This window comes from Bariatricus sp. TF06-38A (genome assembly GCF_027690675.1).
GTDB lineage: Bacteria > Bacillota > Clostridia > Lachnospirales > Lachnospiraceae > Allocoprococcus > Allocoprococcus comes.
The window spans coordinates 58,705-83,309 of sequence record NZ_JAQFCE010000016.1 but is presented as its reverse complement, the minus strand read 5'-3'; the positions used below and the strand labels follow the sequence as shown (position 1 = coordinate 83,309).

Here is a 24,605-nt window from a genome sequence, read left to right as displayed (position 1 = left end):
AAAGTCAATCTCAATTTAACCTCAACAAGGTTTGTTTTTTTCATCCACGCAAAATCTTCTTTGTACAACAGACTGTTAGATATAACAAAAACAGCCTTTCAAAAACAGTTAACTTCTAAATCAACTGTTTTTTGAAAGGTCGTTTCATCAGATTCTTATAGCAATCCAGCAAATAATCTCATAAATAATTGTCCCAGTCTCAAATATGCACTTCGTCCGGTTTGATATTGGTCTGTCACATCACGACATTCTCCCATCGTTCTTATCAAATCATTTTTTATTTCCACAACTGCCTGACAATCTGCCATAAAACAGCCGTTTTCAAAATGGTGATATAAACTTCGATAATCCAGATTAATTGTTCCACAGGTTGCCATACAGTCATCTGCCACACTCATTTTTGCATGACAGAAACCAGGAGTCCACTCATAAACACGAACACCATGTTTAACTAATCCATGATAAAAAGAACGAGTTATATTATAAATGAACTTCTTATCAGGGATACCCGGTGTGATAATTCTTACATCTACCCCTCGCTTAGCAGCCAGGCATAACGCATGTGTCATTTCATCTGTTATGATTAGATATGGAGTCATAAACCAACAGTATTTTTCAGCTTTATTTATCATACTGATATAAACTTCTTCTCCTACCTGCTCATTATCCATAGGACTGTCTGCATAAGGTTGAACAAACCCAGTTTGCTGTGCCGCATAATCATAATGGAAAAGGTATTTACTAAAATCAGAATCATTAGCATCCTTATCACTTACTGCATTCCACATCTCCAAAAATGTCACCGTAAGCGACTGAACAGCATCTCCTTCTAAACGAATACCTGTATCTTTCCACTGTCCGTACGGGTGTGTGTAATTAAAATATTCATTTGCGAGATTATATCCACCTGTAAATCCGACTTTTCCATCAATAACTGTTATTTTTCTATGATCACGGTTGTTCAAAAACAGATTTAAACCTGGCATAAACGGATTGAATACACGGCAATGAATTCCTATTCGCTCCATTTTTTTCACAAAATCTGTATTAATAAAGCCTATAGAACCCATATCATCATAGAATACTCTAACTTCCACACCTGCTTTTACTCGCTCTTCCAGAACATCTTGAATCTTATGCCATGCTTCAGCGTCTTCTATCGCATGATATTCCATGAAGATAAATTTCTGTGCTTTCTTCAAATCCTTAAGCTGTGCCTCTAATCCTGTCACTGCTTCATCAAAATACACAATATCTGTATTCTGATAGATTGGATACTGCGAATTTCTTTGTATGTAACTTGCGATATTTCCTGCTTTCGGAATCGTTTCTTTTATTCTACTCAAACACTCCTGATTGTCAGGAAGCATTGGTAATAATTTACTATCAATTTCTGTATATCGTTCACGCATTTTATGTGTGCCACCATTCAAACCAATCAACAAATACAGGCCTACACCCATAATTGGGAAGATTAGAATTAAGATGACCCAAGGCATTTTCATAGAAGAGGTCTTATCTGATGCGTACAATCCCAAAACCAAGATTCCACTCAAAATCCTTGTAAATAAATTTATAATTTCTGCATATTCATTCAAGCGTGTTACGATAGTAATAATAAAAATTACTTCCAGAAGAATGCAGACTATGGAAAAACACAGCCGTTTTACCCCATTTTTTGTTTTTGCTTTGCCCTCTAAAGTATCTTGCTTCATATATATTCCACCTTCCTACTTGCTCAGTTTTCTGCCTAAATTTCATGAAACATACCTATTTTGTCTTTTATTCTCTGCATTTCATTATCCGCTTCAATGATAGCTCTTGCAGAATGAAGTAATTCTTCACTTATCTCATCATAACCAGGCATTTCTTCAATTCCTTTTTTATAGCGAAGTTGATGTTCCAATGTTGCCCAGAAATCCATACCATTGGTTCGGATCTGTAATTCTACACGCATAGGTGTTTTACCCTTAGCAAAAAATACTGGTATTTCAACAATCATATGATAGCTTCGATAACCATTTGGTTTTGGATTTTTTATATAATCTTTTATTTCAATAACTTTAATATCATCCTGTTGGGTAATCAAATCTGATATCATATAAATATCGTCAATAAACGCACAAACTATTCGAACGCCTGCTACATCATTTAAATATGTCTGTATATTTTCTGTTGTAAAATCATGTCCCATTTTCTGCAATTTATTGTAAATACTATTGGGCTTCTTAATCCTTGTTTTTATAAAAGAAATAGGATTTCGATTGTTCTCAACTGAAAATTCATCATCCAAAACCTCAAGTTTAGTTTGTATCTCCCGAATAGCACAACGATACATCATCATTAAATTATAAAATTTTGTAGCATTATTTAAAAATTGTAGTGATTCCGGACTGTCCATCCAGAGTTTTTTTACTTCATCCTTTGTCATGGTACTTTCCTTTCTACTTCATCCCCGTATTCAAAACATTATTTATTTTGATAGTTGATTCGTTCTCCTTGAATTACTGGATAACAAGGCTATCTATATAATTTAGATATTTCTCTTTGGTCATGACTCTTTTACAATAGAAATTTCTCGATCGTATCTATCTTCTCCATTCCACTTTAAATGATTATTTAGAACAGCTACTTTGCTTGTTGTATGAAAATATGATGAATGATGCTCAAACTGGGAATATTACTGGTCGTAATACAATTGCATCTGCTTTGACCAATATTGTTACTGGGAAGGAAGATGCAAATTTTTCATCACCAAATGGGAAATATAATTTCTTTACTTGCTCAAGTAATACATTGAAATGTGATGAATATGCGTTCAATGCTTCATCTATTTTGATAGCCGGCAATGGAGAGTTTAATGTTAAGCATTATACAGGAAAATTTAATGCTTATCAAAGAACATATGTGTTAATACCAGACCTAGAGTATTATGCTCTTCTGTATTTAGCAAGCATGTATCAAATAAAGTCATTTAAATCTGCAGCTTCAGGTTCGATTGTAAAATTCATTACCAAAGGAGATATTGAAAATATTCCAGTTTTTATTCCTGATAATAAAGCTATTTTAAACAAGTTTAATTGTTTGCTCATGCTTCAAGAACAATATCAGAAAGAAAGTGATGAATTAGCCTCAATAAGAGACTGGTTACTTCCAATGCTCATGAATGGTCAAGCTGCCATCGAAGATTGATATGATAAATAATCATTTATCTTATTATTAGTCCTTATCTTAGCGTCGATTTTTTCTAATACTGCAACCATTTTTTTCTGATTCTTCAATGAAATCACGGGAATAGTGTAATTTGGAAACTCCTCTACCGAAATACGATCAACAGTACTTCCTTTATCTGCCTTGTAGCTGGCAATAATCTCCGTCAGTTTTGCAATCTGTTGCGGAAAATTCCTTGCAATGTCATCTTCCAGGCGGTACTGGTTATTCATGTGATTAGCTTTTAAAAGCTTTAATTTTGCCACATCCACATCTAATGCCATCTTCTCTTTTACTGCCGGATTTCCGGTTGCAAGTGCTTTGACCTCTGCATAGGACAGCGCCGCTTCGTCCACATCTTCACAACTTCTGACCGGTGCTTTGCTCGTCATAATCTGGGAAATGAATTTCTGCTTGTTCTCGATCAACTGCCACATATAACTGTCGAAAGTGGATTCTGTTACATACCGGAAGATATGAACCTTTTTATTATGGTTTCCCTGACGGATAATACGTCCTTCCCTCTGTTCCAAGTCAGATGGTTTCCAACCAATATCCAAATGATGCAGGGCAATCAAACGGTCCTATAGTGATAGGTAATCCTTTGATGTTATCGCCAGACTTTCCCCCACTTCACACCGGACATGAGAGTTTCCCCTCATCCGGCGTTCCATCATCAGTAACTTCTACTTTTTAACATCGTAACTTACAGTTCCTTATCAAGTGCTTTTATATATCAGTCGCCTTACTTCCATAACATTCCCGATAACCACATAATATACCACATAATTCCTCACATAAATCCGATAATATGGATACTCTCTCCTTTTTGCAGAACGATAAGGTTCAAACGCAAGAGGATTTTCCAGCCTTTTCAATATGGCACTTTCAATATCATCAACCAACCGATGTGCTGCATCTTCATTTTTCAAGACATTTGTAATGTAATTTACCGTACTTAGCAAATCAGTTTCAAATATTGACAAGTAGCGAAGCTGATAAGATTTATTTTCCATGTATTGCACTCCTTGCATTTTTGAACACGCTTTCGTGAGAAAGTCTTTCATCGGTTCCCGCAGCCTGTCTGTCAGCTTCATCAAGCTTCATTTCGATATTATCAGTGAGGCTTGCATACTCTTCTAAACTTAAAACAACCATAGCTCCATATCCATTTTTAGTTAAATACACAGGATTTCCACTATTAACAAGAGTCTCAATTTCAGGAAATTTATTTCTGAGATCAGAAACTGGGCGAATTTGTATCATTTCCACCTCTCCTTTCACTTTTTGCTATCTTTATTTTATCCTAATTTTATCATAATTGCAATAAACAGCAACACATTTCTCACAAATTCTACCATCCGCTTATACTGCGTACTCATCAGTCATAACTATTTCTCTCAATATAATATTTTGCCGCTTCCTGTAAAGACATCCCTTTCTTTCTCGCTTTATCTCTCACACTGCTTACAGAGATACTTTTCATTCTACAAAAGGAATTGATTGATTCATATACACTTCCATCCTCCCAAATAAATTGCCGCTGTTTCGTAATCTTTCTAATATAATCAATCGCCTCATCATAATCGCTGTCTTTATTCCGGAACCTATAAGAATGCACAGATTGAACATTGATTCCATATTGCTTGCAGCATTCTTTCAAGTCCTTATACCTATCACCTTTATAGTAAAACGCGTCCATTTCCAGATTCTTCTTCCTTTTCAAACAATGCCGGAATGCTTCTTGTGCCGAACAATTCTTTCGCCATGCTCTATTGCGCACCGCTTTTAATGACACCGATTGATATAAAATTTCAAAGCTTCTTCTCTGGATATTCCGTGCCGTTTTGCGTATGCCGACACATAAGATGCATTGCATCCAAATGCTCTGCAACATGATGTAAATGTAATATATTCCTGTCCGCAGAAATATATTTTTCTTTTATTATGATAATTCAAATAGCTGGAAAGCGCATGCCGCAGCAGAAAATGTTTTCTTTTTGCATATCGCCGGACGCAGATCGGTTTAATCTCATATGCCATGCAGCATGCGGCGAAACTGTCATAAGTCACATGGTTATATGTAAAACGATTATATTTATAATACTGATAATAATGGCTGAACGCCTCCTCTTTTGATATGTTATTTTTCTGCATATAAGTACATAGGGATTTATAGTTTATATTGTAATAATCGCAGCATTCTTTTAAATCTGTCCACCTCACTTTCCTCCTTTATTACAAAATATTGCAAAATGTTATAGAATTAAAAAGTCCTTGCCGGACATCTCTGCCTGACAAGGATTTTTTTGATACTTTTTATTACTTCTTCTTTAAGAGGACATTTATTTGATTTATTCTCGAGAAACTTCCTACGCTTCTCTTTCCATTCCCATTCCTTCTGCAAGTTTCTTGCTGAAAGCGAGTACGACTGCACCAAGGATAGCTACAACTGCACCGATTCCGATGAAGAACGGCACTTCGCTTCCTTCTTTATAGAAGTTAACGAGGATCATGTTAAGAGCAGCTCCTACTGACTGAGACATTGACCATACAGTCATCATCTGTGTTACAAAGGCTTTTGGTGCTGCTACTGCTGTAATGGAGTAACCGATCGGGCATGTAAATCCTTCAGCAAACATCAGTACTACATAGAACAATACGATCCACCATGCATTTACTTTTGCATCGCCTGGGTAAATGATATAAAGGAGTGCAATAATCATTGCTCCAAGTCCCCACAAAATCGTTCCGAATCCCATCTTTGTTGTTCCGAATGGCTGTTTCTTGCCAAGTTTTGTCCAAAGCATGGTAAGAAGACTACCGAAGCAAACCGCAAAGATTGCCGGGATTGTCTGGAATGAAGCTGCCGGAATTTCTACTCCGAAGATCACACGGTTTACTTTTTCTTCATAGAAGATAGCAAGGATTGAAATTGTCTGTGTCCAGATCAAAAGTGTAACGGCGTTACAGATAAATGGTGGAAGCAGACAAAGTACTTTCTTTTTCTCGTGCTTTTCTGTCTTCTTGCTGGAATAGATGAAGACAAGATAAGCAAGCGGGATAAAGATGGAAATAGTACTTACTACGTTTGCAAAGGAAGATATTTTCAGCTTTCCTGTTGCAAATGAAACTGCTAAAACTGTTCCTACGATAGCAACAACAATAAGCATTTTTACAACAAAAGAACGTTTCTTATCTGCCGGAAGCGGATCATCCGGTTCCAGACCGATATTTCCGAAGAATTTTTTGTAAGTAGCAATATAAGCAACAGTACCTAAGAATGAGAGAACTGCTGATAATGCGAATGCTGCGTGATATCCGCATTTCGCTGCGATTACACCTGCAAGGGCCGGAGCTGCTGCACCGATATTGGAAATTACGTAAGAAATTGTGAAAGCACTGTCACGTCTTCCATCGTTCTCATCGTAGAATTTACCGATCAGAGTTTCGATACATCTTCCTGCGAAGAGTGAACCGAATACCATACATCCCATAGCTGCTGCATATCCTACTACCCCAAGTGGAAATGCAAGTAAAGTATAACCGATAAATCCGGTAACTCTGGCTACAAGCAGTGACCTACGACATCCAAGAATACGGTCGCAGACATAGCTTCCGATGATGGTTGTCATTCCGACTACAGTTGCATATAAAGAAATCAACTGTGCTGCATCCGCTTTATCGAATCCAAGACCTGCAGGTGCATTTGCATACAGGTAATAGATCATTACGGCATTCATTGCGTAGTTCGAAAAAGACGAACAAAGCTGTACAAAGCTGAGAGTCCCCACCCCCCCCTAGGCTGACCCAAAAACGCGGTCTCCTTTTTTAAGGCTTCATCATATTGATTCATTTTTAGTTTTCCTCCAAATAACATATACTTCTCATTCAATAAAAAACAGTTTATATTTTCCCCGATTTTTCTTGCTGCCCTCCTTTTTCCATGATTATATTCACTTGTTTTTTATCTTGAACCTTTCTTGTATCTTACTGAATTCTTCGAAAATTGTCAACATTTTACATTTAACAAAATGCATTTATGCTCATTTTTGTAAACATCCACAAAAAAGATGAAAAGAGTTTGGTTTCCCACGACTCTTTTCATCTTAATTTCGTCATTTTTCACATATAAAAAAATGCTTAAGTCCCTTTTACAACACATGAAACTCCGGCTTTTTCTCCCCATATACGCCCCAGAGCACCACTCCTCCAAGGACGATCGCAAGGCATAAAAGTCCTGAAAACATCACCATAAACGGCAGGCAGATCTGGCCACACAGCTGGAACGGCTGATCCCGGTAATCCCAGATCCCGATCTTCAGCCATTTATTACAGATAATCCCCGTCATAAATTCCAAGGATGTCAGGAAAAGCACTGCCCGGATAATCTGAATCCACATCGGCTCAGACCAGTGCATTACCTCGCCCTGAAAACTGCAAAATGTCAATGCAACTCCCCCAAGCACAAACATAGTCCAATGAGAAAATCCACGAAACCAGATCTCGATCAGATAATAGGTGCTTCCCCCTGCTGCTATCAGAAAGACTATCTCACTTACCCTTTTACTCACTCTTTTCACCATAAAAAACGCCCTCACTATGCAAATCTCTTACATAGCATGAGCGTTTCTTTTGGATTTTATCACAAATCATTGGATTTATTTACAGAGTTCTCCCATATAATAGAAGCCTTTTGCCTCTTTTAAGTAAACTGTCACGATCTTACCGATCATGCTTTCATCTCCCGGGAAATGTACCAGGAGGTTGTTGCTCATTCGTCCTGTCACCAATGACGGATCATGATCGTTGACACTTTCTACCAGCACATCCTGTGTGGTTCCCTGATGTACAGAGCATACTTCCGCCGAAATCTGCTGCACCTCTTTTAAAAGGCGATCAAAACGGTCTTTTACCACGTCGTCAGGAACCTGATCTTCCATTGCTGCCGCAGGGGTTCCTGTTCTCTTGGAATAGATAAAAGTAAAGGCACTGTCATAACGCACCTGTCTTACAATATCCAGAGTATCCTGGAAATCTTCCTCTGTCTCCCCAGGGAATCCGACGATAATATCCGTTGTAAGAGAAATATCCGGCACTGCTTCGCGGATCTTTCTTACCACCTCAAGATAATGCTCCTTGGTGTAATGGCGGTTCATCTTCTGCAGGATCCTGCTGCTTCCTGACTGAACCGGAAGATGCAGATGCTTGCAGATTTTCTTGGAATGTGCCATTACATCAATTAGTTCATCTGATAAATCCTTTGGATGGGAAGTCATAAAGCGGATTCTCTCCAGTCCTTCAATCTTCTCAATCTCCTGAAGAAGCTGTGCAAATGTCATCGGCTCTTCCAGATTCTTTCCATAAGAGTTTACATTCTGACCAAGGAGCATAACTTCTACCACACCATCTGCCACAAGTCCTTCAATCTCGCGAATGATATCTTTTGGATTACGGCTTCTCTCACGTCCACGCACATACGGTACGATACAGTAGCTGCAGAAATTGTTACATCCGAACATGATGTTAACACCGGATTTGAAGGAAAATTTACGTTCGCTCGGAAGATCCTCCACAATCTTATCGGTATCCTTCCAGATATCGATCACCATTCTCTCAGATTCAAATCTTGTCACGATCAGTTCTGCAAATTTATAAATATTGTGAGTTCCAAAGATCAGGTCAACAAACCGATAGCTCTTCTTGATCTTCTCTACAACAGTCGGTTCCTGCATCATACATCCGCAGAGTCCGATGAACATATGCGGATTCTTTTTCTTCTTTGCACCAAGCTGTCCCAGACGTCCGTAAACACGCAGATTCGCATTTTCACGGACAGTACAGGTGTTGTAGATAACGAAGTCTGCTTTCTCTTCATCCGGCTCTTCCTTGTATCCGATCAGTTCCAGAACACCGACCAGCTTTTCGGAGTCACGAGCGTTCATCTGACAACCGAAAGTCGTCACGCAAAAAGTCAGATTTCTTCCGATCTCCTGTGCTTTTTCGCTTACATACTTCCGCGCTTTGGCAATGTAATAGTACTGTCTCTCCGGCTCAGTGACCGGAGCTTCTTTGGTAAGATCTATTGCATCAAAATCAATATTATTCATATGTTATTAACCTCTCTATACAAACTGGTTCAGCTCTGCATCATATTCATAATCAATGGATGCCAGTTTCTCTGTCAGTTCTTTTTTCTCAATCTGCATCTCCTGGCAAAGAGTATCCAGATCTGCATAAAAATCCCGTAATTTTGTATTGACCACACTCAGAAGGATCATTGGATCCTTTGGTAAATCTGCCATGTTTTTATCCTCTTTTTCTAATAATCTCTCGTTTTCAACACGGTATTCCGGATATAATCAAAAGTTTTCTCTTCCCCGTCTGCCGCGAGCATATAGAGAAGTTCTTCCAGAAGTGCCCTGGTATCCTTATGCATCCAGTTCCCTGCAATACCGTGAAGATAATATTCAAGCGGTGACGTATCCGTGTATTTATCTTTCATATAAATCTTGGATGCTGCGATCCGGTCCATTAACATCTCGACCACATACTTTTTGGGCATCTTCATCCCGGTAAGCATTGGTTCCCCTTCCAGTCCGTAGTCAATCCAGTATTCATAATGATGTTTATTGCGCCCTTTATGGTGCAGCCATGCCGAAGAATAGCCCTTTTCTTCTCTTTCTGCGTTATTCGGACTCCGGTTTCCCTGGAAATACCTGCACCCAACCCAGAACTCCGCCGGAGAGTACTTCGACATATCATGCAAAAGTCCCTGTCTGTAAAGTCCTACCTTAAAGCAGTTCTTCATAACCAGATATTTGTGATGTGTTATGGTGCAAAAATGTTTCCAGATTTTCATTCTTTAGCCTGCCTTCCAACAAAAACTTTGATCGTTCGCTCCTCCAGCTGAACCTTCTTATCTTTTACCGGAACTGCTTCTTTTTCATCCAGGACTCCTTCTTTTGTCCCTGCTATGCACACCCATTCCATTCCTTTTGGAAGAGAAGGAAGTGCAAATGAATGAGAAAGCCAGTGCATATTATATGCAATATAAAAGTCCTTCTCTGTACATTCTTCATGATAGAACACACCAAGCTGTCTGCTTGCACGCCCTGCCGGCATCTGCCACGCATCCTCCCCATGATAGGAAATCTGAGGGATTCCGCTTCTGCCCATCGTGTCTTCTGATTTTTTCGCTGTCTGCTTCATACAGGCTTTGCGAAGTGCAATCAATCGACATACAAATGTATATAATTCTTCCTGTCTGGAAAGCTGGTTCCAGTCAAGCCATGATATCAGATTATCCTGACAGTATGCATTATTATTTCCTTTCTGGGTATTCATAAATTCATCCCCAGAAAGGATACACGGCATTCCCTGTGCAAATAAAAGTAAAAAGAACGCATTAAATATCTGATTCTTCCGCAACTCGTTAACCGCCTTTTTCCGGCTGTTCCCTTCTGCCCCACAGTTCCAGCTGTAATTGTAATCCGGACCATCCAGATTATTCTCACCATTTGCTTCGTTGTGCTTTCCATCATAGGAAACTACATCACAGAGCGTAAATCCGTTGTGGCTTGCAATATAATTATACAGCTGTGTATCCTGATTCTTCAGCTGGCAGATCACATCCCAGATCATGCCCTCATCTCCCTTTAAGAAACGGCGCATCACATTCTGGAATCCGTCTTCTTTTTTGAGGATCTTACTTTTCGCAAGCACAGGATCCTTTGCAAGTTCATCCGGATTGCAGATATATGGATTCACAATAAATCCATCCACATGATACTGCATCACCCAGTAACGCAGACAATCTAAAATCAGAGAAAACGTAGTTCCTTCTGTGAAAGGCATCTCAAGAATAACTTCAATCCCCGCAAGATGCATCTGACGAACAAGTGACTTCATCTCATTCACCGGATCTCCTGCCGCATATGATGCTTTTGGTGCAAAGAAATATGCTTTTCCATATCCCCAGTAATTCACATGCCTCTGATTCTCATCAAATTCATAAACCGGCATCAGATGGATCTGGTTAATCCCCAATTTTTGAAGATAGGGCAGTTTCTCCGTAACTCCGTCAAACGTTCCTTTGTGTGCGACTCCGGACGAACTGTGTTTTGTAAATCCACGGACATGAAGACTGTAGGCGATCACATCTTCCTTTTTCAGATGCGGAAATTGCGACTTTTCCCAGTCAAATGTATCTGTTACGATCCGGGTACGCAGTTTTCTCTTTTCCTTTCCCTTTGACACAGACCAGTGTTCTCTGCCTGAAAATGCTTTTCCATATGGATCCGGAACTATCTTTCCACCGATTTTATAACAATATTCATAATCTTCCGGTTGTTCCAGCACAACGGAGAGAAAGTGCAGATTTCCTGCCACATCAGAGTATGGCATCTCCTGTGAAAATGCTGAAGCCCTGGCACCTTTTTTATAAATGATCAGTTCACATGTCTGTCCTTCCGGAACTGCTACCGAAAAATTCACTGTCTGTCCTTCCACAGTACATCCCTGTGGAAACGGAAATCCCACTGCTGTCTTCATATCCACTGTTCCCCCTGTTACTGCCATCCATCAACTCCATACATATCTACATTCGAGGCATCAATAAAACATACATCCAGATACGTTGTCTTTTCATAATCATCCCCGTTTAAAATAGCAAAACCGATTTTGGCCGATTCTTTTCCGAGTTTGATCGGTGATTGCGCACTTGTTCCGCGAATCAGGGAATCCGTCTTCTGAAGTTCTTTTTTCAGATCCGGAGAACCATCTACCCCGTAAATCTTTACATCAGTAAGACCGGCTGTTCTTGCTGCAACCAGTGCCCCAAGCGCAATCTGGTCGTTCCCGCACATTACTGCCGTAACATCCTTATTCTCTGCAAAAATCTTGTTAGATGCTTCTCTTGCCTCGTTCAAATCTCCACTGACATCTGCTCTTCCTACAATCTCAAATCCCTTTCCGGCAATTGCTTCCTCAAAGCCTGTAATTCTCTCTACAATAGAATTCTGTGTAAGACCTTCAAGAATTACAATCTTTCCACCATCCGGACTCTGCTGTATCAGATCTTCTCCACAAAGCTGTCCGGCAGCTTTATTATCCGAACCAATATAGGCATCAATATAATCCGTATCCTTAACTTCCGTATCAATATTGATGATCTTAACATCGGCTTCCTTAAGCTCTTCCAGAGCAGGTGTGATCGCATCTCTTGATACCGGACACAGAAAAATGGCATCCAGTCCGTCTTTGATCATCTGATGGATCTGCTCGATCTGGGTGTCTACATTCAGTGCCGGATCTTTTGTCACCAGCGTACTTCCCTGTGCTTCGACTGCTTCTCTCAGTGCCTGCTCAAGTGTAATATAGTATGGATTTTCCATGGTAATACAACTAAATCCAAAACGATAGCTTTTTGCCTCTTCCTTGCTGTCATCGTCCTCTTCTGCTATTGCATTGTCCTGGCTTGTCCCAACATTCTTCTTACAGCCTGCAGTCATGCCAATACAGAGAACCATCACAAGAAAGATAGAAAAAATCTTTTTCTTCATATAGATAAACCTCCCTGAAACCTTTCTTTTATTGTATCTTTTTTACCGCTAATGTCAATACTTTTCCCCTTGCAAATATCCCCATACTCTGTTAGAGTGATAGTATCAGATTGAAAGGAGAACTGAACAATGGAAAAGGAACATAATCTGCTTGAATCCGATGTTGTCACACTGACACTTGATGACGATGTGGAAATCGAATGCGCCATTATCACAACTTTTAATATGGATTCTACCGAATACATTGCACTTCTTCCGCTTGATGAAGACGGTGGAAATGAGGACGGAGACGTATGGATCTATCGCTTTATCCGTGATACCACAGGCGGCTCCGATCATGATCTTCAGAATATTGAAGATGATGATGAGTATGACCGCGCTGCGGATAAGTTTGATGAATGGCTTGATACACAGGAATTTGAAGGCTTTGATATTGAAGAATAATTATTTTATTCTCTGACCTAAAAGCTCTTCCACAAAACGGGACGGTTTGATACTGTTCCCGTTTTTTTGTGTAATATAGGAAATACAGAGATTATTCTTCGCACGGGTTAGTGCTACATAAAAAAGTCTTCTCTCTTCTTCAATCTCGTCTTTCTTTTCTGCCTTCTGATGCGGAATCTCACCCTCATTGGCATGGATCACAAATACATCCTCAAATTCCAGTCCTTTCGCTGAATGGATCGTCATCAGCTGTACCTTATTCTCCCGCTCTCCTTTGATCTTCCTTGCCTTTGCCTGCTGTTCTTCCAGCTCCTGCGTATATTTTGCAATATGGATTTCCCATTCATCATAGGATTTGAAGTTTTTACTCCTCTCCTCAAGCTCTGCCATCACATCCATCAGCTGCTTCCACGAAATCTGATGTTTTTCGGCATATTCTTTCAGGAAATCATCATATCCGATCTTTTTTCGGATATACTGGATTGCCGCATAAGGTGCCATATTCTTCATCATACGGACATCCACATCAAACTGGTCAATAATATCCAGCATCCAGTCCTTATCGCAATAAAATTTACGCAGATCCTCAAAATTTACCTGCCGGTTCTCCATACTGTTCCGTGCCAGATACCTGAGTGGTCGGTTACAGATCGTCAGGAAAAGCGACCTGTCCCGCTTTCCTGCTGCCAACTGCAGATATGCCATCATATCTTTTACAATAAAATGCCTGTAAAAATTGGTCACATAATCTCGCATTTCAAACGGGATACGGTGTTCGCTTAATATTTCCGAAATCATTCGCGCCTGGACTGCTGCCCGGAAAAGTACAGCAATTTCTCCCGGCTTTATTCCCTGGTCCAGTTTTTTCTGGATCTCTTCCGTTACATACTGCGCCTCTTCCTGTTCATCCAGGACTTCCTGCACATGAACATTCTGTCCTCTTCCCCGAAATGACTGTACACGCTTGTAAAAACGGGTATCATTATGCAAAATCACTCTTGCCGCTGCTCCGGTAATAAATTCGGTAGAACGATAATTCACCGTCAGCGAAATGGTCCGAAGTGACGGGAATTCCTGCTTCATATAAAGCATCAGCTCCGGCTTTGCTCCACGAAATCCATAAATGGACTGATCATCATCCCCGACTACAAACAAATTGTACCTCGGTGCTGCAAGCATCCGGATCACTTCATACTGCACACGGTTGATATCCTGGAATTCATCGATCAGGATATACTGAAAACGCTTCTGCCATCCTTGCAGAATCTCCGGCTTTTTCCGGAAAAGTGCATAACACTGTACCAGCATATCATCAAAATCAAATTTTTTCAGTTCTTTTTTCTGATGCTCATAGCTGCGGAACACTTCTGCAAACTCATCTTGTGTAAGATACTTACTGTGAAAATCTTTCAGATGATAAAGTCCGTTCTTTACCATGCCGACTTCCCGCAGAAGTTCTCTCACCAGTTCCTCTTCATCTTCTACTTCAGGTGTTGATTCGATATTGGTCTGGTCTAAGACCTCCTGTAAAAGTACAGAGGACTCTTTTTCAGACATCAGATTATTCGCACCAATCCCATAGGCACATTTTAGAATCCCATAAAAAATACTGTGAAAGGTCCCAAACGTTACCGGATAATTTTTTCCGGCAGTCAGCCTTTCAAAACGTTCTTTCATTTCACGTGCTGCATATCTTGTAAAAGTAATTACAAGAATCTGATCCGGGCGTACTCCGCTCTCCTCGATCAGATAACGGGTACGTTCTGTGACAATAAGCGTCTTTCCCGAACCCGGAGGTGCCAGCACCATACACGGTCCATTCCCGTGCTTTATCGCTTCATCCTGTCCTCTGTTTAGTTTCATGAACTCCCCTTCTCATATGTAATACAACAGAACGGATTCCTCTTCCGCATTACGCGAAAAAAGAAATCCGTCCCCCATGCATACTTTTATATCTGTATATTACCTGCTTAATAATTCTATTGCATTCTTGATTCTTTCTACAGATTCTGCCTTACCAAGAACTTCCATGATTTCAGTCGCTCCACCCGGAGTATTCTGCTTTCCTGAAACTGCAGTTCTTACCGGCCACATCACATATCCGTTCTTATAACCTTTTTCTTCTGCAAATCCCTTCAGCAGCCTGAATAATGCGTCATTACTGTAATCATCCCATGCTTCCAGTCTTGGAAGAATTTCTTTTAATACTTCCAGAGAAGTCTCTTCGTTAGTCTTCATCTTCTTATGGCAATACATTGCAGTATCATATTCCGGAACAGCTTCAAAGAAATCAATCTGGTCTTTGATATCCGGAAGGATTTCGATACGGCTCTTGATCAGAGACGCAATCTTTTTCAGATCATAATCCTTTGTGATCACTTTCTTGATATACGGCTCTGCAAGTTCATAGAATTTATCAAAATCCATAGCCTTCAGATATTCCCCGTTCATCCACTTCAGCTTATTGATATCAAATACAGCCGGTGATTTGCTCATATGATGATAGTCAAATGCTTCAACAAGTTCCGGCAGTGAGAAGATCTCTCTGTTATCCTGCGGACACCATCCAAGAAGTGCCACATAATTTACAATTGCTTCACTTACAAATCCCTGATCCAGAAGATCTTCGTAAGAAGAATGTCCACATCTCTTGCTGAGCTTTTTGTGGTTCTCATCTGTAATCAGCGGGCAATGTACATAGACCGGTACTTCCCATCCAAATGCTTCGTAAAGACGGTTGTACTTCGGTGCTGAAGAAAGATATTCATTTCCTCGGACAACGTGTGTAATATTCATCAAATGATCATCAATAACGTTCGCAAAATTATAGGTCGGATATCCGTCTGATTTGATCAGGATCATATCATCCAGTTCCGCATTCGGAACGGTAATATCTCCATAAATTTCATCATGGAAAGTTGTGGTTCCCTCTGTCGGCATATTGATACGGACAACATATGGCTTTCCGGCTGCAAGGTTTGCTTCTATCTCTTCTTTACTCAGATGCAGACAATGCTTGTCATAATTCACAATCTGTGTTCCATCCTCTGATACAGAAGTCTTCAAAGATTCCAGACGTTCTTTATCACAGAAACAGTAGTATGCATCTCCCTGTTCAATTAACTGCTTAGCATACTTCATGTAAATTCCTGAAGCCTGTCTTTCACTCTGAACGTATGGTCCGACACCGCCATCTTTATCTGGGCCTTCATCATGAACAAGGCCTGTCTTCTCCAGTGTTCTGTAAATAATATCCAATGCACCTTCTACATATCTTTCCTGATCTGTATCTTCAATACGGAGCATAAAATCTCCGCCTTCATGTTTTGCGATCAGGTATGCATATAATGCAGTACGCAAATTACCGACATGCATTCTACCTGTCGGACTCGGTGCAAATCTTGTTCTGACTTTTTTCATTTTAGTGTTCCTCTCTTTAACTTCTGTTTTATTTTCACTGTGAAAATAGACTATTCACAGTTCTCTATGACATTCAAATATATGTTCATCTTTATAATACTAACACATTCCCTTTTTTACTTCAAGCATTCCGAAGCCACTATTTTTCCCGTTTTTCTGTATTTTGCGGTTCCTCAGCTCCAGGAACGATCTTTCGGACGTACTTCATGGAATTCTGCTTCCACTCACTCTTCTGAAAAGCCTGGAAAAAGGTATCCACGACAAAAATTGCAAGAGAGATCACGCCTGCGATCTCCAATGTCTGGATCAGATAAAATTCGGACATCGCCTCGTTCCCGTCGATCAGATAATGAACCGTCTGGTACATCCCGTTTCCGGGAACAGTCGGAAGAACCCCGGCAATCAGAAACAACGTAACCGGTGTCTTATAAACTCTCGCAAAAATATGCGAAACAACTGCAGCTGCAATTGCTGAATATAAAGATGCCATCATATCTCCTCTGCCAAAATGTATTGCAAGCAGATAGACAAATCCACCAATTGCTCCTACAATACCAGCCTGAAGAACAAAGCGGCGCGGAACCTGAAGGAGAACCGCAAAACTGTAAATAGATAAAAACGCTCCAAATACCCGGATGATCATTTCAAAAACAGTACTGTTCATTTTTTGCTCTCCTTCCTGCTAAAAAATCTTTGCGCAAAGCGCCAGCCCAATACCAATTCCAATTGCAATCCCAAGTGCTTTTAAGAAAGCTTCCATCACTCTTGCACCACCGGAAAGATAATCCCCCCGCAAGGTATCCCTGACAGCATTGGTGATTGCCATTCCCGGTACAAGAGGCATAAAACTTCCTATCATAACAGTATCCATATTCATCTGATTACCCAGACCTTCTTTTAGAAGGCAGCAGGCAAACGCAACACCAAATCCTGCGAAAATATCCTGAATAAATGGGTGAAATTTCAGATCCTGTCCCGCTGATACAAAGGCAACAAGAAAAAGTCCTACAACGATGGCTGCCCCGGTATCTGCAATGGATCCACCAAAAAAAATTGTAAATCCCACACCAACCCCCATCATTGCCAGGTTGGTTGTCTTGCGGCTGAACTCGAACTGTTTTAACGTCGAAAGCTTCTCATATGCCTGCTCTAGTGTCAGATCATCTCCACAATACTGCCTGGAAATCTCATTAACATCTACGGCGAGCTTTAGATTGGTATCCCGTTCTTCTACTCTCTTTGTAACAGTAACTGCCTTTTCGTTCTCCAGTTTGATCGTCGCGGAAATTCCGGTCATGATCACCAGAACTTCTGCCATCTCGATGTGATCCGCCGTCTTCAGTATATGATGCATGGTATCTTCCACACGATACGTTTCCGCTCCGCTTCGCAGCATTATTTCACCGGCAAGCATCGCCGTTTTCAGTAATAATTGCGTATCCATGACTTTCTCCCTCTCACTTTTTCGGATTTATAACTGTCATGATACTATTTCCTATTCCAAAAATCAACCAAAATTTTTTCGTACACAAACAGTACAATCATTACTGTTCACAGTATCTGTGACAAATAATGTATAATCTTTCTGCAAAAACAGTTTTTTGCAAGGAAAAAGGCTTCCCGGTCTTATGACCGGAAAGCCCATCTTCCTGAATTAGAGTGAGAGTGTTTATAAAAAGGCAGATTTTATTAGTTAATATATCCGCTCTTTTTCAGTTCTTCCTCAGCTTTTGCGAGGTTTGCGTCTGATACACGGATGATTGGTCCGGTGCATCCCATTCCGCTTTCTGCGTAAATGCCGAGTTTCCACAGTACTTTGACTGCGTCTTCCAGATCCATTACTTCAATACCTGGAATCTGTGCTGTAACGATTTCCTTCGGTGGCTCTTTTACTTCTTCTTCAGCCGCTGCCGGTTTCTGAGAAGCTTTGTGCTCATCAAGGATTTCTTTTAATCCAGCTTTCTTAACAGCTGCAAATTCTTCTTTCGCTACTTCAAATACTTTTCCTCTTACCAGCTGTGCTGCGTAACGGATCGCATTTGCGATAACCGGTGCTCCGGATGCTCTGGATACGATCATAACAAGCTGTTCATATCCTTCTCCGATTCCAGGTCCGTATCCGAATCCTGTTGCTTCAAAGCTTCCACCTGTTGTGAAAGAAGAAAGCATCTTCACCATGATATTTCCGGTAAGGGAATCTGTTACCATGATGTCCGGGGATGCCTGAAGGACGTCATTTCCTCTCATAACGCATCCGCCATCTGCTCTTCCTGATTCTGCAAATTCGATCGGATACCCGTTCTCCTGCAGTTTCTTCAGAGCTTTCTCTGTCTGACGTGCACCGTCTACATTCAGGATACCAACGGTCGGATTCTTCTTACCACAAGCTTTTGCAGCGATGATTCCGTAGATCGCATTTTTGATCATTCCTTCAATACGGTCTGTGCTGGATGTTCCTGTTGTATTAGCGATGAACATTTCTTTTGCAGTTGCCGGTGTTACACAGCGTCCTACTGTAGATACACCGATCGGGAATGGGAAGTGCATGGTTACTGCTGCATCTACTTCTCCATTCTTCAGCATTTCTTCCATCTTATCATGACCTTCTTCATCGTTAGCCACTTTAACAGTTGTAACGCCTTCTGCTTCTAATGTTCCGATATAATATACATCAATTCCGTCTTTTGCCGCTTCAATTGCCGCTGCCATAGAGTTTTCTTCTCCATGTTCGCTTCCCATTCCGGTCAGTGCAACTTTCGGGCGCTTTCCGAAGCTTCCTGTCTCCAGTCCCTGCGCCATCTCCATAAAGGTGTCGGCAATCATTCTTTCAATACTATTTGCCATTTTGTTTGTCCACCTTTCTTATTCTTCTGTTGCCATGAGTGATGCTGCAAAATCTTTCATTGCTTTTGCAATCAGTCCTTTTACTTCTTCTTCTGATACACCACTGTTATCTTCTGCACCGGTATTTGCCTGGATTACAAAAGATACACCATCGAAGAGGTTGGTCATACGTCCAAGGAACAGACTTCCTTTTCCGATGATCATGACTTTATTGATCTTTCCAGCAAGGATATCTTCTCTTGCAAATCCGATGTACGGTACACCTGAAGGAATATGTCCCTGAGTCGGAGCCCATCCTGTCAGTCCGTGTTCTCCTGCGAAGCTTGCAAGTTCTTTTCTGTCAAGTTCGCCTCTCTTAACTGCGAGAGCTGCGATCATCTTGTAGTTAGCAAGCGGTACATCTCCGGCTCCTGCCGGTTTTGTGATATCCGGGTTCTGCATTTCCGGAGAGAATTTATCGATATCTGTGATCTTAAGTCCTGCTCTTTCCAGTGGATCAGCTACAAGGCTTCCGATTACGTTCTGCGGAGCACTTCCTGTTCCTACTGTATGGCGTCCAAGGATATCCAGGTTGATTTCCGGGTTTACACCATCGTTTTCTGCGATGATTACACAGAATCCGCCAAGGCAGTCTTCCAGGATCGGAAGACCTTTCTTTACATGGTCTTTACCGTTCATACCAAGTTTTGCTGTACAACCACCAGCTGTTACAGCTACACATTTGTATGCGCCTGATTTTACGAGAGCTGCTGCTTCGATCAGTGCGTGAGATGGTCCGGCACAGAATCCACGGGAGTCAGAACCTGTTGCGTTCAAAAGTCCTGCAACTTCAGCTGCTGCTTTCGCAAAGTTACCACCACCACGCTGGTTCATATCACCACAAGCTTCTTCTGCACAGTCGATGACATACTCAACGTCTGTCTTTTCGATTCCTGCGTTTCTTACACCATAGAGGAGGGCGAGCACGCTGGATGCCTTACTCATAATGTTTTCATGCATAACATGAGCTGAAAGGTTTGCATCAATGTCATGCGCTCTCTTTACACAGCCTACCAGTTTGTTTTCATGATACAGACCTTCAGCATGCTCTTCATTTACAAAGTGTTCGATTTCTGAGATTTCAAATCCCTCGATTACTTTTTCTACGATATCATCTGTGATGATCGGATCTGCTGCAAATTTTTCTTTTGTAGCTGCTACAAATCCTTTTTCAAGCATAACAACTTCGAACATGTCGCATGCCTGAGCTAAAAGAAGGAATTCGTCTTCCGGCATGATTTCACCGTATTTTCCGTAACGCTCTGCACCTTCTTTTACTTTATCGTAGTAAGGAAATTCAACCTGGGCAAGGTCGTCCGGTGTTGCATTTCCGATATATACCTGATTCGGCCAATAATTTACACATGTATCATATGACCGAAGATGATCTCTAAGTTCTTTTAAATATTCTGATTCCGGATTAACAACTCTTTCTGTTGTCTGTGTTGTTCCGTTGTAAACTACCATTTCCGGGGTATGTACGAGTACATATCCTGCTCCTTTAATTACACTGTTCATCGCTGGTTTCCACCTTTCCTGACATTCTCTTTTTACGAATGTCACCATCATTCATTTCTCCGTGATATGCGCGTATAATCTACCTGTCCTGATTTAAAAGATTTTGGGCAGAATGCGCTAAACAAGCTTTTATCAGAAGCGCATCACTGGCACGCTTCCGAGATGCTAGGCAATTCACTAATGCAATACCAGCATGTTCCCGATATGCCTGGCAATAAAACAGGCGACAGGAAGAATCCTGCCGCCTGTACCTCTATCTCAGATATTCCGCTTCGAAGGATAAATCCCTCTTTATCTTAGAGGTATTTGCAATATTCGTTGCGGATTGCTGACATTTCGTCTACGATATCATCAACATCAAGGACCATTTCCATCATGCCTACCTGTTCATCGTAAACAGCCGGGTCAAATTCTTTTTTTAACTCTGGTTCACATACGTGATAAGTTGTGAGTCCAAGCTGGACCCCTGTCAACGGACCTGCGAATGTCGGGTCTCCTGCTGTAACGGTTTCTGCAGCAAGTCCTGCTGCTTCTCCTTCAGCTGCGCCTACGATTACGACTACGTTTTCCGGGCCGTACTCCTCAGCAAATTCTTTTACCCTTTTCTGATTCTCCAGATCCATTGCGCCTGCGCTAGTTCAGACGAAACATTCTGTTGAAGAAAAAACTACATCTCCGCCAGCTGTCTTAACGCATTCTGCGATTGCTGGTCCCGGTACACCGTCACGGTCACCGATAATAACAACTTTTTTACCTTTTAAAATTGCCATGATGTCTTTTCCTCCTTCCTTTCTTTTAAAATTTTGTTTTGATAATAGTTTTACACGCTTTACGCGATTATATATTGTGAGCACACAGCCGGATCTCTGCCGGCTGTGCGCGGCTCACCTAATTAAATAATGATTAGATATATTTCTTAATCATTGCTTCGATGCTTTCCTGTGTAGCATCGTCTTTTACTACTTCTTCAACTTTTTCGCCATCTTTGTAAATAGCCATAACCGGAAGTCCAAGGATCTTCTGTCCGATAGCAAGACGACGAGCTTTTGTTGTATTCAGAGATGTGAATTTAATCTTATCTCCGTATTTATCTGCCATTTCGTGTACGAACGGCATCAAAGCCTGGCACGGAACACATCCATCACCAAAGAAATCTACGAATACATAACCTTCTGCTTTTAAGACTTCGTCTTCGAATGTTTTCTTATCTACTTCTAACATGTCAAATGTCCTCCTCACTCTATTAAAAAGTGTTTATTATTTTAATTCGTTAATATACTTTTCTGCCTGTGTAGCTGCAATTGCTCCATCAGCTGCAGCTGTAACAACCTGTCTTAAGCTCTTAACGCGGATATCGCCTGCTGCGAATACGCCTGGGATATTAGTGTGCATATCTGCATCTGTCGGAATATATCCTCTTTCATCCATCTCAAGACCTGTTCCTTCATAGATCTTTGAGTTTGGAAGTGTTCCGATAAATCCGAATACACCAAACATTCCGTCATCTTCATCAGCTACGATCTTAGTGAGTTCACCTGTTTTCACATTTTTAACAGTCATCTCAGAAAGGATTCCGTCACCGCCAACTTCTTCTACAACCGTATCCCACATAAAGTGAAGTTTTTCGTTCTTGAAAGCTTTTTCCTGGATGGATTTTGCTGCACGAAGCTCATCACGTCTGTGAATAATGGTAACTTTTCTTGCAAATTTTGTAAGGTACATAGCTTCTTCTACAGCAGAGTCTCCTCCACCTACTACGTATACTTCAAAACCTTCAAAGAAGTTTGCATCACAGGTAGCGCAGTAAGAAACGCCCTTGCCCATGAACTCTTTTTCGCCTTTGCATCCGATCGGTCTTGCAAAAGCTCCGGTTGCGATGATAACCGTCTTTGACTGATATTCAGCCTTCGCACTCTTCAGTACTTTGATATCGCCGTCCAGGTGTACTTCGTTAATTACATCTGAGGCTCTCTCAACGCCGAATTTTTCACACTGCTGTGTCATTCTTGCGATAAGAGAAGGACCGCTTTCCCCTTCTACGATCTGTCCAGGATAATTTTCGATGTCATCTGTGATTGCGATCTGTCCGCCATCTTTACCTTTCTCAATAACCAGTGTTGAAAGACGGCTTCTTCCTGCGTACAGACCTGCAGCTAAGCCTGCAGGTCCCGCACCCAGGACGATCACGTCATAAACTTTGCTCATAACGTTCTCTCCTTTTTTAATAAAATTACATGACCTTCTAACTATGATTTAGTTGTCAAAGATTGTCTGTCCGTCTACTTCTGTTGTAAGAGCTTTCAGAGCTTTTTCAACAAGGCCCTTACGAAGAGCATACTCTTCATCTTTTTCAAGAGCCGGATTTCCAAGTGGATGAGGAATAGCAATCGTAGGAACGATTCTGTTCGCACCAACTGTCATGGAAATCGGAGTTACTGTACACATATGAACTACCGGGAGTCCAGCTGCTTCAATTGCTTTTACCATTGTTGCACCGCAACGTGTACAGGTACCTCAAGTAGAGGTCATGATAACTGCGTCAACACCGTCTGCTATAAGTTTCTGAGCATATTCCTCAGCGAAAGCTTTTGCAGAAGCTACGGCTGTACCGTTACCAACTGTTGTATAGAATTTGTTGTGAAGTTTTCCGATAACGCCTTCTTTTTCGAATTCACGCATAACGTCTACAGGAAGTACACGGTCTGGATCTTCGTTTGCATATACCGGGTCATATCCACCATGAGCTGTTTCGTATGTCTCTTCTGTAAGATCCATAACACCTGTGATGTCATATTCTCCGTAATGTGAGGCATTTGAACTTTCGATGTGGTCCGGATTTCCTTTCGGAACGATTCCACCTGAAGTACAAAGTGCGATTGTAGCCTTGCTAAGATCTTTGATAGCTGGCTGTGGATCAACACGGTCGAATGTTGGCATTGGATACTCTGTCTCAAACGGCTTGTCTGCCAGTTTCTTAAGGAGCATCTTAACAGCTCTCTTAGATCCACGTTCTTTTTCGAAGAAGTTTACACGAACTCCGTTCGGCATGTAACCTTCCTGGCAAGAAGCACCGATTTTTTCGCCTTTAGCGATCTTAAGAGCAAGAGGAGCAAGTTTCTTAACTGCGTCTCTCATACCAGCTGCGCTGTTCTTTGTAGATACTGTGTAAACTTTGTTCTTGAACATATCAGCACCTGGGTTTTCAACGTACATACCAGTTACTGCCGGGATTCCGAGTTCTTCCTGTACTGCATCACAGATAGTTCCGCATGCAACACCGTAACGTCCAGCATTGAAAGCAGGTCCAGCGATGAAGATATCAGGATTCTGGCTCTTAACCATTTCAAGAATATCAGCTTTTGCTTTGTCAAGGTTTTCATTGAAGTAAGAGTCACCGCAAACGATTGTAGCTACGATCTCTGCTTCATCTTTAAACTGCTGCATCAGAGCCATACCTGGTCCGACAACTTCGCCTACACGAAGTTCAGCAGGATAATCAGCTTTTTCTTCTCCACCGATCTGAGCGAAGAACTGATTGATATAATGTACAACTTTAATTTTACTCAT

General features: G+C 41.1%; 26 protein-coding genes and 1 pseudogene. 2 read left to right on the top strand and 25 right to left on the bottom strand.

The features are described from left to right. Positions 1 to 155: 155 nt before the first annotated feature. Together cls and PG418_RS12535 are read right to left on the bottom strand one after the other, a co-directional pair. Positions 156 to 1,715 carry a cardiolipin synthase gene (gene cls / locus PG418_RS12540; RefSeq protein WP_009203864.1) on the bottom strand — a complete coding sequence of 520 codons (1,560 nt, stop codon included), beginning with the start codon at positions 1,713 to 1,715 and terminating at the stop codon, positions 156 to 158. Positions 1,716 to 1,750: 35 nt separating this feature from the next. After that, positions 1,751 to 2,431, bottom strand: a complete 681-nt coding sequence (locus PG418_RS12535) for a GTP pyrophosphokinase (RefSeq protein WP_009203863.1) — start codon at positions 2,429 to 2,431, stop codon at positions 1,751 to 1,753. Between the two features lie 221 nt (positions 2,432 to 2,652). On the opposite strand from PG418_RS12535, the gene PG418_RS12530 reads away from it, so the two are divergent. Further along, positions 2,653 to 3,192: a restriction endonuclease subunit S gene (locus PG418_RS12530; protein WP_055157818.1), complete on the top strand. Its 540-nt coding sequence runs from the start codon at positions 2,653 to 2,655 to the stop codon at positions 3,190 to 3,192. On the opposite strand, the gene PG418_RS12525 is transcribed toward PG418_RS12530, so the two are convergent. From PG418_RS12525 to PG418_RS12465, 13 genes and pseudogenes are all read right to left on the bottom strand, one after another. Beyond that, complete coding sequence (locus PG418_RS12525; RefSeq protein ID WP_334299362.1) at positions 3,171 to 3,326, bottom strand: restriction endonuclease subunit S domain-containing protein; 156 nt, start codon at positions 3,324 to 3,326, stop codon at positions 3,171 to 3,173. The two genes, PG418_RS12530 and PG418_RS12525, sit on opposite strands and share 22 nt — an antisense overlap. A 21-nt stretch (positions 3,327 to 3,347) precedes the next feature. Continuing rightward, positions 3,348 to 3,794: pseudogene (locus PG418_RS12520) on the bottom strand (hypothetical protein); the annotation flags it as partial. A gap of 135 nt (positions 3,795 to 3,929) precedes the next feature. Further along, a complete protein-coding gene (locus PG418_RS12515; RefSeq protein WP_055297053.1) occupies positions 3,930 to 4,226 on the bottom strand; it encodes a type II toxin-antitoxin system RelE/ParE family toxin in 297 nt (98 codons plus the stop codon). After that, on the bottom strand, positions 4,216 to 4,476 hold the full coding sequence (locus tag PG418_RS12510; protein ID WP_044999282.1) for a type II toxin-antitoxin system Phd/YefM family antitoxin: 261 nt from the start codon (positions 4,474 to 4,476) through the stop codon (positions 4,216 to 4,218). The genes PG418_RS12515 and PG418_RS12510 overlap by 11 nt, the downstream gene beginning before the upstream one ends. 115 nt (positions 4,477 to 4,591) lie before the next feature. Then, positions 4,592 to 4,912 (bottom strand): hypothetical protein, encoded by a 321-nt coding sequence (locus PG418_RS12505; protein WP_055157820.1) that lies wholly within the window; start codon positions 4,910 to 4,912, stop codon positions 4,592 to 4,594. A gap of 86 nt (positions 4,913 to 4,998) precedes the next feature. Further along, complete coding sequence (locus PG418_RS12500; protein WP_498837473.1) at positions 4,999 to 5,436, bottom strand: hypothetical protein; 438 nt, start codon at positions 5,434 to 5,436, stop codon at positions 4,999 to 5,001. Positions 5,437 to 5,582: 146 nt separating this feature from the next. After that, the gene (locus PG418_RS12495) at positions 5,583 to 6,941 is read right to left on the bottom strand and encodes a peptide MFS transporter (RefSeq protein WP_243870560.1); all 1,359 of its coding nucleotides are present in this window, start codon (positions 6,939 to 6,941) and stop codon (positions 5,583 to 5,585) included. A gap of 423 nt (positions 6,942 to 7,364) precedes the next feature. Next, positions 7,365 to 7,796, bottom strand: coding sequence for a putative ABC transporter permease (locus PG418_RS12490; RefSeq protein WP_195368730.1), 432 nt, complete (start codon positions 7,794 to 7,796; stop codon positions 7,365 to 7,367). Between the two features lie 75 nt (positions 7,797 to 7,871). Continuing rightward, positions 7,872 to 9,320, bottom strand: a complete 1,449-nt coding sequence (gene miaB / locus PG418_RS12485) for a tRNA (N6-isopentenyl adenosine(37)-C2)-methylthiotransferase MiaB (RefSeq protein ID WP_055157827.1) — start codon at positions 9,318 to 9,320, stop codon at positions 7,872 to 7,874. 15 nt (positions 9,321 to 9,335) lie between these two features. Next, positions 9,336 to 9,515 carry a DUF4250 domain-containing protein gene (locus PG418_RS12480; protein ID WP_055157828.1) on the bottom strand — a complete coding sequence of 60 codons (180 nt, stop codon included), beginning with the start codon at positions 9,513 to 9,515 and terminating at the stop codon, positions 9,336 to 9,338. A gap of 17 nt (positions 9,516 to 9,532) precedes the next feature. After that, positions 9,533 to 10,072 (bottom strand): DUF5662 family protein, encoded by a 540-nt coding sequence (locus PG418_RS12475; RefSeq protein WP_498837472.1) that lies wholly within the window; start codon positions 10,070 to 10,072, stop codon positions 9,533 to 9,535. Beyond that, positions 10,069 to 11,790 (bottom strand): alpha-amylase family glycosyl hydrolase, encoded by a 1,722-nt coding sequence (locus tag PG418_RS12470; RefSeq protein ID WP_227084865.1) that lies wholly within the window; start codon positions 11,788 to 11,790, stop codon positions 10,069 to 10,071. The genes PG418_RS12475 and PG418_RS12470 overlap by 4 nt, the downstream gene beginning before the upstream one ends. Next, positions 11,781 to 12,773: a sugar ABC transporter substrate-binding protein gene (locus tag PG418_RS12465; RefSeq protein ID WP_173686605.1), complete on the bottom strand. Its 993-nt coding sequence runs from the start codon at positions 12,771 to 12,773 to the stop codon at positions 11,781 to 11,783. The genes PG418_RS12470 and PG418_RS12465 overlap by 10 nt, the downstream gene beginning before the upstream one ends. Before the next feature lie 129 nt (positions 12,774 to 12,902). On the opposite strand from PG418_RS12465, the gene PG418_RS12460 reads away from it, so the two are divergent. Continuing rightward, the gene (locus PG418_RS12460; protein ID WP_008375343.1) at positions 12,903 to 13,217 is read left to right on the top strand and encodes a DUF1292 domain-containing protein; all 315 of its coding nucleotides are present in this window, start codon (positions 12,903 to 12,905) and stop codon (positions 13,215 to 13,217) included. On the opposite strand, the gene PG418_RS12455 is transcribed toward PG418_RS12460, so the two are convergent. The 10 genes from PG418_RS12455 to grdB all read right to left on the bottom strand — a co-directional run bounded on the left by PG418_RS12455 (position 13,218) and on the right by grdB (position 24,605). Then, positions 13,218 to 15,080, bottom strand: coding sequence for an ATP-dependent helicase (locus tag PG418_RS12455; protein WP_173686604.1), 1,863 nt, complete (start codon positions 15,078 to 15,080; stop codon positions 13,218 to 13,220). 99 nt (positions 15,081 to 15,179) lie between these two features. Further along, positions 15,180 to 16,637 (bottom strand): glutamate--tRNA ligase, encoded by a 1,458-nt coding sequence (gene gltX, locus PG418_RS12450; protein ID WP_498837471.1) that lies wholly within the window; start codon positions 16,635 to 16,637, stop codon positions 15,180 to 15,182. A gap of 139 nt (positions 16,638 to 16,776) precedes the next feature. Then, a complete protein-coding gene (locus PG418_RS12445; RefSeq protein ID WP_242860789.1) occupies positions 16,777 to 17,301 on the bottom strand; it encodes a threonine/serine exporter family protein in 525 nt (174 codons plus the stop codon). 18 nt (positions 17,302 to 17,319) lie between these two features. Continuing rightward, the gene (locus PG418_RS12440; RefSeq protein ID WP_498837470.1) at positions 17,320 to 18,081 is read right to left on the bottom strand and encodes a threonine/serine exporter family protein; all 762 of its coding nucleotides are present in this window, start codon (positions 18,079 to 18,081) and stop codon (positions 17,320 to 17,322) included. 245 nt (positions 18,082 to 18,326) lie between these two features. Then, positions 18,327 to 19,481 (bottom strand): glycine/sarcosine/betaine reductase complex component C subunit alpha, encoded by a 1,155-nt coding sequence (grdD, locus tag PG418_RS12435; protein ID WP_055247352.1) that lies wholly within the window; start codon positions 19,479 to 19,481, stop codon positions 18,327 to 18,329. Between the two features lie 18 nt (positions 19,482 to 19,499). Further along, positions 19,500 to 21,038, bottom strand: a complete 1,539-nt coding sequence (grdC, locus tag PG418_RS12430) for a glycine/sarcosine/betaine reductase complex component C subunit beta (protein ID WP_055247420.1) — start codon at positions 21,036 to 21,038, stop codon at positions 19,500 to 19,502. A 296-nt stretch (positions 21,039 to 21,334) separates the two neighbouring features. Beyond that, positions 21,335 to 21,808: a glycine/sarcosine/betaine reductase complex selenoprotein A gene (gene grdA, locus PG418_RS12425; RefSeq protein WP_082428247.1), complete on the bottom strand. Its 474-nt coding sequence runs from the start codon at positions 21,806 to 21,808 to the stop codon at positions 21,335 to 21,337. A gap of 133 nt (positions 21,809 to 21,941) precedes the next feature. Continuing rightward, entirely contained in the window at positions 21,942 to 22,259 is a 318-nt protein-coding gene (trxA, locus tag PG418_RS12420) for a thioredoxin TrxA (protein WP_008375313.1), read from the bottom strand. Between the two features lie 36 nt (positions 22,260 to 22,295). Further along, the gene (trxB, locus tag PG418_RS12415; protein WP_055247348.1) at positions 22,296 to 23,243 is read right to left on the bottom strand and encodes a thioredoxin-disulfide reductase; all 948 of its coding nucleotides are present in this window, start codon (positions 23,241 to 23,243) and stop codon (positions 22,296 to 22,298) included. A 48-nt stretch (positions 23,244 to 23,291) separates the two neighbouring features. Then, positions 23,292 to 24,605, bottom strand: coding sequence for a glycine reductase complex selenoprotein B (gene grdB, locus PG418_RS12410; protein ID WP_082428246.1), 1,314 nt, complete (start codon positions 24,603 to 24,605; stop codon positions 23,292 to 23,294).

Excerpts from the sequence above, each read along its gene's own strand:
- cls (WP_009203864.1), bottom strand. The coding sequence starts at position 1,715 with ATGAAGCAAGATACTTTAGAGGGCAAAGCAAAAACAAAAAATGGGGTA.
- PG418_RS12535 (WP_009203863.1), bottom strand. The coding sequence starts at position 2,431 with ATGACAAAGGATGAAGTAAAAAAACTCTGGATGGACAGTCCGGAATCA.
- PG418_RS12530 (WP_055157818.1), top strand. The coding sequence starts at position 2,653 with ATGATGAATGATGCTCAAACTGGGAATATTACTGGTCGTAATACAATT.
- PG418_RS12515 (WP_055297053.1), bottom strand. The coding sequence starts at position 4,226 with ATGGAAAATAAATCTTATCAGCTTCGCTACTTGTCAATATTTGAAACT.
- PG418_RS12510 (WP_044999282.1), bottom strand. The coding sequence starts at position 4,476 with ATGATACAAATTCGCCCAGTTTCTGATCTCAGAAATAAATTTCCTGAA.
- PG418_RS12505 (WP_055157820.1), bottom strand. The coding sequence starts at position 4,912 with ATGGACGCGTTTTACTATAAAGGTGATAGGTATAAGGACTTGAAAGAA.
- PG418_RS12495 (WP_243870560.1), bottom strand. The coding sequence starts at position 6,941 with ATGATCTATTACCTGTATGCAAATGCACCTGCAGGTCTTGGATTCGAT.
- PG418_RS12490 (WP_195368730.1), bottom strand. The coding sequence starts at position 7,796 with ATGGTGAAAAGAGTGAGTAAAAGGGTAAGTGAGATAGTCTTTCTGATA.
- miaB (WP_055157827.1), bottom strand. The coding sequence starts at position 9,320 with ATGAATAATATTGATTTTGATGCAATAGATCTTACCAAAGAAGCTCCG.
- PG418_RS12480 (WP_055157828.1), bottom strand. The coding sequence starts at position 9,515 with ATGGCAGATTTACCAAAGGATCCAATGATCCTTCTGAGTGTGGTCAAT.
- PG418_RS12475 (WP_498837472.1), bottom strand. The coding sequence starts at position 10,072 with ATGAAAATCTGGAAACATTTTTGCACCATAACACATCACAAATATCTG.
- PG418_RS12470 (WP_227084865.1), bottom strand. The coding sequence starts at position 11,790 with ATGGCAGTAACAGGGGGAACAGTGGATATGAAGACAGCAGTGGGATTT.
- PG418_RS12465 (WP_173686605.1), bottom strand. The coding sequence starts at position 12,773 with ATGAAGAAAAAGATTTTTTCTATCTTTCTTGTGATGGTTCTCTGTATT.
- PG418_RS12460 (WP_008375343.1), top strand. The coding sequence starts at position 12,903 with ATGGAAAAGGAACATAATCTGCTTGAATCCGATGTTGTCACACTGACA.
- PG418_RS12455 (WP_173686604.1), bottom strand. The coding sequence starts at position 15,080 with ATGAAACTAAACAGAGGACAGGATGAAGCGATAAAGCACGGGAATGGA.
- gltX (WP_498837471.1), bottom strand. The coding sequence starts at position 16,637 with ATGAAAAAAGTCAGAACAAGATTTGCACCGAGTCCGACAGGTAGAATG.
- PG418_RS12445 (WP_242860789.1), bottom strand. The coding sequence starts at position 17,301 with ATGAACAGTACTGTTTTTGAAATGATCATCCGGGTATTTGGAGCGTTT.
- PG418_RS12440 (WP_498837470.1), bottom strand. The coding sequence starts at position 18,081 with ATGGATACGCAATTATTACTGAAAACGGCGATGCTTGCCGGTGAAATA.
- grdD (WP_055247352.1), bottom strand. The coding sequence starts at position 19,481 with ATGGCAAATAGTATTGAAAGAATGATTGCCGACACCTTTATGGAGATG.
- grdC (WP_055247420.1), bottom strand. The coding sequence starts at position 21,038 with ATGAACAGTGTAATTAAAGGAGCAGGATATGTACTCGTACATACCCCG.
- trxA (WP_008375313.1), bottom strand. The coding sequence starts at position 22,259 with ATGTTAGAAGTAGATAAGAAAACATTCGAAGACGAAGTCTTAAAAGCA.
- trxB (WP_055247348.1), bottom strand. The coding sequence starts at position 23,243 with ATGAGCAAAGTTTATGACGTGATCGTCCTGGGTGCGGGACCTGCAGGC.